Annotated in this window: 3 protein-coding genes; all 3 read left to right on the forward strand. The window is 74.0% G+C overall.

The window, feature by feature from the left end; translation table 11 throughout:
* Positions 1-151 precede the first annotated feature (151 nt).
* The 3 genes from G6O68_RS01370 (at position 152) to G6O68_RS01380 (ending at position 10975) form a co-directional block, all read left to right on the forward strand.
* Positions 152-4024: a hypothetical protein gene (locus G6O68_RS01370; RefSeq protein WP_165243997.1), complete on the forward strand. Its 3873-nt coding sequence runs from the start codon at positions 152-154 to the stop codon at positions 4022-4024.
* A gap of 109 nt (positions 4025-4133) precedes the next feature.
* The gene (locus G6O68_RS01375; protein ID WP_165243999.1) at positions 4134-6551 is read left to right on the forward strand and encodes a bifunctional serine/threonine-protein kinase/formylglycine-generating enzyme family protein; all 2418 of its coding nucleotides are present in this window, start codon (positions 4134-4136) and stop codon (positions 6549-6551) included.
* Positions 6548-10975, forward strand: a complete 4428-nt coding sequence (locus G6O68_RS01380; protein WP_165244001.1) for a WD40 repeat domain-containing protein — start codon at positions 6548-6550, stop codon at positions 10973-10975. The genes G6O68_RS01375 and G6O68_RS01380 overlap by 4 nt, the downstream gene beginning before the upstream one ends.
* Positions 10976-10993 lie beyond the last annotated feature (18 nt).

Below are 10993 nucleotides of genomic sequence, written 5' to 3' on the forward strand. Positions count from 1 at the left end.
GAGACGCCCGGCCGGGACGTCGATGTCGACGGTGCCGGTCCGGTTTTTCGTTGAGTCCGCCCGCCGCGCGTCGGTAAGGTGACGGAACGAGTCGCGTCGAAGGCGATTTCAGATCCATTTCGAACACCCAAGGGCCCGGGGTCTGACCGTGATGGCGACCGCGACCTCGCGCGGCAGGAAGCTCTCGAAGCCTCGTCAATCCCTGGCGATCCTGGAGGCGTCGGCGCTCGTCTCGGCCGTCGTCCTGCTGGCCTGGCTGGCGCTCTGGTTCATCCACCAGCGGGCGCAGGGCCTGCGGGTGGAGGCCCACCACCTCGGCCATGAGGACCTGGCCGCGGCCGAGGCGCCCTTCCCGGCTGCCGACGTGCGGACCCTGCTCGACTCGGCCGACGAGGGCCACCAGGCGGCCTCGGCCGCCGACGGCCTGCTCGACGCCGCGCGGGCCGCCTGCTCGCGCCCCGGCGGCCCGGTCCTCCTGTACGTCTCGGCCCCCACGCTCGACGCCGGCCCCGAGCCCGAACTCGGCTCGACGACCCTCCGCGCGTTCCTGGAAGAGATCGTGAAAGCGGCGAAGTGCGACGTCGTCCTGGCCCTCGACCTGGCGCAGGTGGACAGCGACCGCGACCTCGGCGTGTATGCGAACGCCCCGTATCGCGGCCTGGTCGACGTCGTGGAATCGATCGAGCCGGGCGAGCACGCCGTCTACGTCCTGACCTCCGCGGCCCCGGGGCAGAAGAGCTGGGGGTCGGAGGCCCTGGGACGGTCGGCCTTCGCGCACTTCCTCCGCGAGGGGCTGGCGGGCGAGGCGAGGGGATGGGACGCGACCGAGATCCTCGGCCGCGTCACCGTCGAGGGGCTGCATCGCTATGTCCACCAGCACGTCTCGCGATGGGCCCGCGACCATCGCCGGGCCGTCCAGACCCCCTTGATCGCGAGGATCGGCGAGGCGCGACGGCCCATCGCGCTGGCCTTCGTCCCCCGCCCCGCCGCCCCCGAGAAGGTCGAGGAGCCGGCCCCGCCGCCCAGGCCGCCGGCCGAGGCTCCGAAGGAGGCTGCCAAGGGCGAGCCCGCCGCGAAGCCCGAGCCCCCGCCCGTCGAGCCCCGGGTCGCCTTGCTGAACGACTTGCTGGAGGAATGGAAGCGTCACGACGCCCTGCTCGACCGTTCTCCGCCACCGTATCGTTCGCAACCGGCCGGGTTCCGGTCGTACCAGGCGAGCCTGGTCCGCGCCGAGCGTCGGCTCCGCGCCGCGTGGTCCGACCCCGCCTCGATCGAGGTCGTCCGCGAGGACGTTCGCACGGCGAGCCGGGGCCGCGAGGAGGTCGAGTCCGCGCTCAAAGAGGCCGAGGAACGAGCCCGGAGCTTCCCGTTCCGCCCCGCCGGGGGGGACGAGGAGGGGCGTCGCGCCGTCACCGACGCCCTGCTCTTCCTGACCGACACCGCGCCGGCCGATCGGGCCCTCTACGCCCCGCCGCCCCCCGCTGAGGCCCCGAAAGCCGACGCCGGCGCGAAGCCCGACGCGGGGCCGAAGCCCCCCTCGCCGGCCCGCCCCGATCCCCCGCGCGCCCTGGCCGACGCCGTGCCGCACGGCTTCCCGGAACGCTATCTGGAGCTGCAACTGCCGGCGTGGTCCCTGCGATTCGCGCGCGATTTCGAGGTGCCGGACCACTTCCGGGACGAGCGTCGCTCGGCCATCCTGCATCGCCTGGTGGAAGTCCGCGCCCGCGCCGAGGAGGCCCTGGCGGCCGACCGTCGAGGGCTGGACTGGATCCGGCCGGCGATCGCGAAGGGGGACGACGAGCGGCGACGACTCCAGGACCGGGTCTTCGCGCCCGACCAGGCGACGGACGAGGCCGGCAAGGAACTGCTGGAATCCATCCCGATCCTCGGCCGTTCCCACTACGAGCCGGCCTCCCGCGCCATCCAGGCCTACAAGGAAGGGCGGGCGACCTGGGAGCGGGTCGCGGCCGAGCTGCCGGACCTCGCGGAGTGGGCCGTGCGAGCCAGGGCGCGCAGGCCGGAAGACCGCTCATTGGAGGACAGCCCGCTCCCCGCCGACGTCTCGCAGGCGCTCGACGACGCCGAGGCCCTCGCCCAGGCCCTCGATCGGCCGATTCCCACGGGCGGCGACTTCGCGCAGGCGGTGCAGGGCCGGTTGGAAGTCCTGTCGGAGGCCTCGCGCAAGGCACGCACGTCGCTGGCCGCTCTGGAGAAGGGGCTGCACGACTCCGCCCGTTCCGAGGGCCGCGACTGGACGGCGATCGACGCCGCGCTGGGGACGCCCTGGCTCCCGGCCGAGTCCCGACGGTCGCTGCTGCAAGCCCTCGTCCGCCGCGCCGAGAGGGTCCGGGTCGAGCCGGAACGCAGCACGATCGACGCCGACGAGGTCCGGCCGGCCGACCCGGGCTTCTGGAGCGTCGCCGGGGGCCTCGCGGCGCTCGACGAGCGGCTCCGCGAGATCGCCGGGGGGGCGTCGCCCGCCGACGCGGGGGCGGCGCTCGTGACCCAGGCCTGGGAGGCCGCCAAGGGGGCGCCCGGCTCGCCCGACTCGGTCGACGCCGCCGTCCCGGCGTTTTGGAAGTACGCCGAGCACGCGGCGAGGCTCCGCGAACGCGCCCGCGTGGATCGCTCCCGACGGCTCGGCGGCGAGCCGAAGAAGCCGGAGGATCTCCACGCTTCGCTCCAGGCCGACGACCGGGCGATCCGGCTCATGGGCCGCGGCGAGCTTCGCAGCGACGCCCGCGCCGCGGACGGCCTCGTCGACGCCTGGGACCGGCTGGCGAGGCTCCGCACGCTCGTCTTCCACGCCGAGCGGCTTCAGCAGGACTTCGTCGCCAGCGCCCCCTCGGCGGTCCAGGAGGCCGTCGCGCTGGCGCGGGGCCTCGGCGTCCAGGAGCCTCGCGACCCGTTCGTGGGCGGCGGCTCGCTGGCCCTGCGGACCGATCCCGCCGCCGGCTCCCCGCTCAAGATCGGCGACGACGGCCTGGCCGAGCTGAGGCTCGGCGTCGCCCCCCCCGACGAGGGCCGCGAGGGGCGGGTCCCGGCCGGCCGCGCGTTCGTCGGCCTGGCCTCGCCCCCCGAGGGCCTCCGCGTCCAGGACGCCCGCCGGACGCCGGCGGCCTCGCCCCCGGGGGCGCTGCGGGAGGTCGGGCCGGGGGCCGACTCGTCGCTGGGGGACCTGGTCGTGCGGCAGGTGGACCCGGCGATCAACGCCGACACGTACGAACTGCGGGCGATGGCCTTCTATCGGGGCCGCGTCGACCAGAGGGCCGCCGTCCCGCTCACCGTCGTCCCCAGGGCCTACGCCGAGCTGGTCAAGCTCCAGATCTCCCACGACCTCGACGAACTCCGGTCGCGGTTCGGCGACAAGACCGCCGCGCTCATCGAGGACCAATTCAAGTTCCACCCCGGCGAGGGCGCCATGCACCGCGGCAAATCGGCGTCCTACCGGCTGAATTTCACGAACGTCACGTTCCGCGACCTCACATTGTTCTACAGGCGGACGCTCGCCGACCCGGGCGGCGCTGAGCCCGAGATCCCGGTCGACGAGGAGGAGAAGTCGCTCGTCCTCCCGGCCGGCAAGACCCTATCGCTCCCCGGCGTGGTGACGTCCGCCCAGGCCGCGATCGACAAGCCGCGCGACCTGCGGGTCGCCTGGCGTCTCCTGGAGAAGAAGGAGCCGATGAAGCCGCTGTCGGTCCGCTTCCGCCAGGTGGACGTCGAACGCTACATGGAGTTCCGGCCGTCGATCGGCGTGGCCGAGCACGACGGGGTCCCGCAGGAGTGCTTCGTCGTCCAGTTCGTCCGCAAGTCGAACGACCCGGTGCGCGAGCCCATCCTGGGCCGCGAGATTTCCGGGATGATCAACGGCATCAAGACGTCGTTCGCCCCCTCGCAGCTCATCATGCCCGGCAAGTCGTTCACGATGACCCAGCCCCGGACGCCGCCGGGCGCGATCAAGTTCACCTGGTCGGCCGAGATCGAGAACGACCGGCTCCAGCCCAGAGAGTTCAACGGGCCGTGACCGGAGGGACCTCCGGCCGAGGCCCGCAGCCGCGAGCCCTCGCCGCGCCCGACGTCCTGGAACCGAAGGACGGGGCCGTCGCGGAAGACTTCGCCGGAAGGACCGAGCCATGAACCGACGGGACGAGGACGAGCCGGTGCGGGACGAGCCCGCGAACCGGACCGTGGCCTTCTTCAACACGCCCCAGCCCCCGCCCGCCTCGGGTGAGGCCCCCCCCTCCCCCGGGCCGCAGGACCCGGCGGCCGCCCGCACCGCCCCGCACAAATCCCCGCAGGCCGGGGGCGGGGCGGACCCGGAGGGGGTGCGGATCCCCTCGGTCTTCGGGCCGGACGCGATCCTGCTGAACAAGTATCGGGTCGTCCGCATGCTGGGCGAAGGGGGCATGGGGAGCGTCTGGCTGGTCCACCACCTGGGCCTGGACGAGCCCCGCGCGCTCAAGGTCATCAGCGAGGGGATCGCCGGCGACCCGCGCGTGCGAGCCCGGTTCGAGCTGGAGGCGCGGATCCTCGCCAAGCTCAAGCATCCCTGCGCCGTGGCCGTCCACGACACGGGCATCGTCGGCGACACGGCCTACATCGAGATGGAGTACGTCCAGGGCGACAGCCTCCGGCGGATGATCCATCGCGGCGAGCCCGGCCGGCTCCCGTTCATCCTCTGGATCATGCGGGGGATCTGCGACGTCCTCAGCCTGGCGCACAATCGGGGGATCGTCCACCGCGACCTGAAGCCCGAGAACATCATGGTCGTGACCGACCCCGAGACCGGAGCCCAGGGGGTCAAGGTCCTCGACTTCGGCATCGCCAAGATCATCCAGGGGGTTGGCGACGCCGCGACCTCGGTGACGATGAACACCCAGGGGGTGTTAGGGACTCCCGCTTATTCGAGCCCCGAGCAGAACTCGTTCGACGTGGCCGAGCAGGTGCGGACCCCGATCGACCACCGCAGCGACCTGTACTCCCTCGGCGTGATCCTCTACGAGATGCTGACGGGCGAGCTGCCGTTCAAGGGGAACTGGACCCAGGTCCTCTACCAGCACGCCAAGGTCCCCCCCCGCCCGCTTCGCGAGGCGGCCCCCGACGCCGACATCCCGCCGGCCGTCGAGGAGCTGGTCCTGCGATGCCTGGCGAAGTCTCCGGGCGAGCGGCCCGCGTCCGCCGCCGAGCTGTACAACGCGCTCCGCGCCGCGGCCGGCGAGCTGGACCTCTCGGTCGAGTCGACCGAGCCGGGAGGCACGGGCGTGACCCCGAGACGCGCCCCCCTGCCGGTCCTGACCCCGCACCCCCACGGGAGCCTCCCCCTCACGCAGGTCCACCCGACCCCCGGCCGCTTCCGCCTCACCCGCCTAGCGGCGATCCCGCTCGTCCTCGCCGCCCTGATCCCGCTGGTCATGCTGGCGACGAGCCTCTCGGGCGGCGGCAAGGGGGGGGCGTCGAACGGCGCGCAGCCTCCGCCCCCGCCGCCGGTCCCGACCGGGGTCTCGCCCGAGGTCGCCCGGTTCCTCCTCGAACGCTATGCGGGGCGGCCCTACGAGCCCGAACCCGACGCCGCGATCGTCGAACTCGACGGCATGCGATGGCCGTCGGCGGTGACGACCGGACTCGGCGACGACCGGCGTCGGCTGGCGTTGCACGGGCGGATCTACCTGCCGGAGGGGGCCGAGCCCGACTCGTCGGAGGGGGACGAGGGAGCCCTGAGGCTTCCCCGCGCCGTCGTCGTCCGGAACGGAGCCAGCCCGATCGCGTTCCGCCTGATCGAGGCGGGCCAGTTCCTGATGGGGGAGGAAGACGAGGGGCGTCGCAACGAAGAAAACGGGCCGCATCACAAAGTCGCACTGTCCACGTACTACATCCAGGATAGGGAGACGACGATCGCGCAGTTCGAGGACTACCGGCGGCGGACCGGCCTGGCGCGGGGCGGCGACCTCGACGAGTACGACGCCGCGGCGCTCGACGTCGGGTTCCCCGAGGATCCCGGGGCCGCCGCGTACCCGGCCTCGGCCCTGCCCCGATCGACCTGCTCCGAGTTCGCCCGCTCGCTCGGGGCCTGGCTGCCGACCGAGGCGCAGTGGGAGTTCGCGGCGCGGTCGCGAGGCCGGCGCGGGCCCTACGTCTGGGCGGACTCGTCCGATCCCCACGAGAACGCCAACATCGGCCTGTTCCCGCAGCGGCCGGCCCCCGTGGGGTCGTTCCCGCGAGACCGGACCCTCGAAGGGGTGTACGACATGACGGGCAACGTCCGCGAATGGTGCCGCGACGTCTGGAGGCCGTATCCGAACCGGCCGGTGCTGGTCGACCCGGTCGAACGCCCGGCGAGCGACCTGGAGGACGCCCGCTACGCCATCCGGGGGGGCTCCTACGCCTCGCTCCCCACGACCGCCCGGGTGAGCTACCGGGCCGACTCCGCCGGGCTGGAATATCGGGCGCCGAACCGGGCCAAGATCGAGGACGTCGGCTTCCGCATGGTGCTCGAGGTGGCGGTCGCCGAGGACCTGAAGCCGGCGTCCGTCGAGAAGGGAGCCGCGCGATGAGGTCGGTTCGGGAAGGACCCGCGACGCGGACGGCCGGACGCGGCGTCGCCCCCCTGCTCGCCTGGCTCGCCCTGGCGGCGACGGCCTCGGCCCAGGCCCCGCCGGGCGGCCCCGCGCCGGCGTCGAAGCCCCAGCTCTGGGCGATGCTCGTGGGGATCGAGCGCTACCAGGACTCGACGGAATTCCCGCGATGCCGGGGGGCGGCGGCCGACGCCGCGGCCCTGGGCCGATGGCTGATCGACGCCGCCGGCTGGCCCGCCGACCACGTCCTGCTCCTGAGCGATCGCGAGGCCGAGGACCTCGGCTTCGCCGACCCGGCGCGTCGGCCCGAGCGGAGGCCCGCCACGAAGGCCGAGCTGGACCGGGGCGTGCGCGAATGGCTCGCCGGCAAGGTGAAGCCCGGCGACTCGATCCTGATCTTCTTCGCCGGCCAGGCCGTCGGCCTGCCGAGCCCCGAGGGCGACCATCCGACCCGCTCGGCGCGGGATGTCCTGCTGCCGATGGACGCCCGAGGCGCCGACGTCGAGGCGACCGGGTGGCGTCCGGGCGACGCGATCGAGGATCTCGCGGCGACGGGCGACTACTCCATCGTCTGCCTGCTCGACACGTCCCCCGCCGGTCGCGTTCAGTCGCCAAGGGTGCTCGGCGACCCCGCCCGGTTCGAGGGGGGGGAGCGGATGCTCCGGGGGATCGTGCGGTGGCCGGGCGTGACCGCCTGGCTGGCGGCCGGCGACAGGCCCTCGGGACAGTCCCCGCGCGACGGCGGCGGCTTCCTGGCGCAAGGGCTCCTGGAATCGCTCGGCACCCGGCGCGAGCCGGCGAACCTGGCCGCCTGCCTCGAACGCCTCCGGCGCAAGCCCGAGCTGGCCTCTCAGCGGTTCCGGGCCTCGGGCGGCTTCCGCGCCGACCTCAGCCTCTGGCCTTCGGACGTACGCCCCCCGCGAGCCAAGGCCGAGCCGATCCTCCAGCGCGGGCACGCCGACCGCGTGACGGCCCTGGCGTTCAGCGGCGACGGGGCCCGTCTGTTCACCGCGAGTCAGGACTCGACGGTGCGGCTCTGGGACGCCGCCGACGCCAACCTCGCTCGGGTCCTTTCGCCGGCGCTCAACGGCGTCTGGAGCCTGGCGCGGAGCGGAGACGGCCGGCTGATCGCGGCCGGCGGCGGCAAGGGGGAGGTCTTCGTCTACGACCTCGTCGCCGACGCGCCGATCGACTTCATCGGCGCGCCCGTCCATCGCGGCCCGGTCGAGCAGGTCGCTTTCCTGCCGACGGCCGGCGACGACGCGGGAGCCGAGCCTTCGGCACGTCGCCTTGTCACGCTCGACGATCAGGGACGCTGCATCCTCTGGACCGTGGCCGGGAAGCGGATGCGCATGGCCGCCGCCGTCGCCGAGTCGAAAGCCCGTCTCGCCGCCGTCGCCGCAGTCGCGGGGCCGGTCGCGTTCGCCGTCGTGGCGCCGGATCGCGGCGGGGCCGAAAGAATCCACGCCTACGACCCGTCCGGGAAGCTGCTCACCGCGTTGCCGACGGGCGACTCGCGTCCGACCGCCCTGGCGCTCTCCGACGACGGCTCCACCGCCTACCTCGGCCTCCAGGACGGGACCCTGAACGAGATCACCCTGCCCGGCGGCGAGGTCCGGCCCCGGGCCAAACTGGAAGCCGCCGTCACCTCGATCCAGCCCGCCCCGCTCTGGCTGGCGGCGGCCTCGGGACGCAAGATCTCGATCCTGGCGCCCGGCCGCGAGCCGACCGAGCTGACGATGGAACGGACGATCGGCCGCGCGGCGACCTCGGCCGACGGCCGGCTCGTGGCGACCTGCGACGCGTTCCGGGGCGACGTTCGGGTCTGGGAGCTGTCCGCCGACGGATCCGAGGCGAATCCGATCCCGATAGACGTCGGCGGCCCCGGCGCGGCGATGTCGCTCGCGTTCGCGCCGGGGGGCGACGCCCTGGCCGCCGGCGACGGCGCGGGGGGCGTCCGTCTCTGGGAGATCCCGACCGGACGCTCCCGGCCCGGCGTCGCGCCCAGTCGCGGGCGGGCGCGGCACGTCGCCGTCTCGGCCGACGAGCGCGCGATGCTCCAGGTGGGCGACGGCGGCGCGGCCTTGCTCTGGGAGTTCGGCGAGGGCCGCGGCGCGCGACGGATCGCCGGGGCGTCCGGCTTCCGGCCCACCGGAGAGTTCCTGCCCAACGGCGACCTGGCGCTCATCGACGGCGACGGGCTGATCGTGGTGCACGACCGGGCGTCGCTCGAACGCAAGCCGATCGTCTTCGAGCGTCCGCTCACCGAGGACGGTGCGGGGCCGTCCAGCTGGGGCTTCCACCGCCTGGCCGTCTCCCCCGACGGCCGCATCGCCGCCGGCAGCCGGGACGGCCCGCTCGCCTGCGTCTGGAAATCCGAGGACGGGTCGCTCGTCTCGGCACCGATCCGCGGCCACGACGACGCGATCGGCCTCGTCGCCTTCGCGAACGCCGGCGCGGAGATGCTCACCGGCTCGGACGACGGCCTCGTGAAGGCCTGGGACCTGTCCGGTCGCGAGCCGAGGCTGGTGCGGACGCTGGGCCCGTCGGTCGCGGCGGATCGGCCGCCGGTGACGGCCCTCGCGGCGTCTCCCAAGGTGGCCGGCGAGGTCGTCGTCGGCCTCCAGGACGGCCGGCTCCAGCTCTGGCGTCCCGGCGCCGAGAAGCCGGTGGACGCCCTCGCCCCGCTCCAGGGAATGGTCCGCGCCGCCTCGTTCTCGCCGGATGGCCGGCTCGTGGCGGCGGCCGGCGACGACCGGCGCATCGCGCTCTTCGACCCCGCGCGGCCCGGCTCGCCGATCCCCCTCGGCTCGGGACCGAGCCATTTCGAGATGGTCAACGCCCTGGCCTTCTGGCCCGGCGGCAAGGTCCTGGCGAGCGCCAGCGACGACACCACGGTCCGGCTCTGGCGGCTGGCCGACCGCACCCTGATCGGCACTTTGGCCTCGACCGCCGAGACGCTCGACTGGGTGGTGTTCACGCCCGAAGGGCTCTACGACGCCTCCCCCTCGGGCGAGCGGCGCGTGACCTGGAGGCTCGACCCGAAGGATGCGCCCGCCGCGGCCGACGGCGTGACCGCTCGGCTGGACCAGCTCCGCCGCCAGCGTCACGTCTTCGACCTCGCCGAGCGGCTCGCCCGCGCCGAGGAGGTGCCGCCGCCCGTCGACCTGCCGGCCGGCGCACCGCCGCGCGTCGAACTTGAGCCGGTCGCGGCCGTCGGCGGGAAGCAGCGTCGGGTCGAGGTGGCGATCCGACTGAGCGACCCGGACGTCGAGGACCTGCGCCTTTACCACAACGGCGTGCCGATCCCGGGCGAGATGCGCCGGCAGGGCCGCGAGGTGCGGACGATGGTCACGCTCGTCGGCGGCGAGAACACGTTCTACGCACTGGCCGGCAAGCCCGGCGGCGTGGACGCCCGCTCCAACCGGCTCGACTTGCGGTACGACGGCCCGACGCTCGGCAAGACCCACGTACTGGCCCTGGGGATCAGCAAGTACGGCCGCCAGGCCCTTCGTTACGCGGACGTCGACGCCAGGTCGATCGCCGAATTCCTCCGCCGCAACGGCCGGGCCGACCCGGAGACCGAGGTGGTCGAGCCGATCGTGCTGCTGAACGAGGACGTCACCCGCCAGTCGCTCGACGCGGCCTTCGAGACGCTCCGCCGACGCGTTCTGGGCAGGCCCGAGGACCGGATCGTCGTCTTCCTCGCGGGGCATACCGACGTTCGCCAGGGGTTCTTCTGCCTGCTGCTCCCCTCGGCCGAGATGCCGGCGGGGCCGGAACTGGTGGCCCTTCGCGGCCCGGACCCGAAGGCCGCTGCTCCCCCCAGTGCCGGTGCCGCCGCGCCGATCCTCGACCGGACGCTGCTCCCCTACGGCCTGATCCACCAGAACCTGGCGGCGGCCCAGGCGCTCCAGCGACTCGTGATCGTCGACGCCTGTCAGGCCGAGGCCCTGTTCGACGACCCGGTGGTCCGCTCCAAGCAGCGGAGGGCCGTACGGGTCCTGGCCGAGGAAGACGCGTACAGGTCGCGCACGTCGTACATCCTGGCCTCGCGTCGGGGCGAGCGCGCCGGCGAGGCCGAGCGGCTCAAGCACGGCCTGCTGACGTACACGCTGCTGCGGGGCCTCGGCGAGCGCGGGATGGGCCCGACGCCCGACCTGCCGATCTTCGAGCGGCGGCCCACGGCCGACCTGAACCAGGACGGCTGGGTGGAGACCGACGAACTCCGCCAGTATGCCGACGCCGCCCTGCCGAGCCTCGCCAAGGCGTTCCCGGAACTCGTACTGCGCGGCGTGCCCGGGGCCGAGGAAGTTCGCCCCGCGGCCGCCGTCTCCCGCGACTCGGAGCAGCAAGGATCATTCCCGTTGATCGAGGTCGTCGGGCCGACCGGGACGCCCTGAGATCCGCTCCGGGCCCTT

The sequence above is a fragment of the Paludisphaera soli genome, assembly GCF_011064595.1.
GTDB lineage: Bacteria > Planctomycetota > Planctomycetia > Isosphaerales > Isosphaeraceae > Paludisphaera > Paludisphaera soli.

Bases quoted from the DNA above. Each gene is read 5' to 3' on its own strand.
- G6O68_RS01370 (WP_165243997.1), top strand. From the start codon at position 152: ATGGCGACCGCGACCTCGCGCGGCAGGAAGCTCTCGAAGCCTCGTCAA.
- G6O68_RS01375 (WP_165243999.1), top strand. From the start codon at position 4,134: ATGAACCGACGGGACGAGGACGAGCCGGTGCGGGACGAGCCCGCGAAC.
- G6O68_RS01380 (WP_165244001.1), top strand. From the start codon at position 6,548: ATGAGGTCGGTTCGGGAAGGACCCGCGACGCGGACGGCCGGACGCGGC.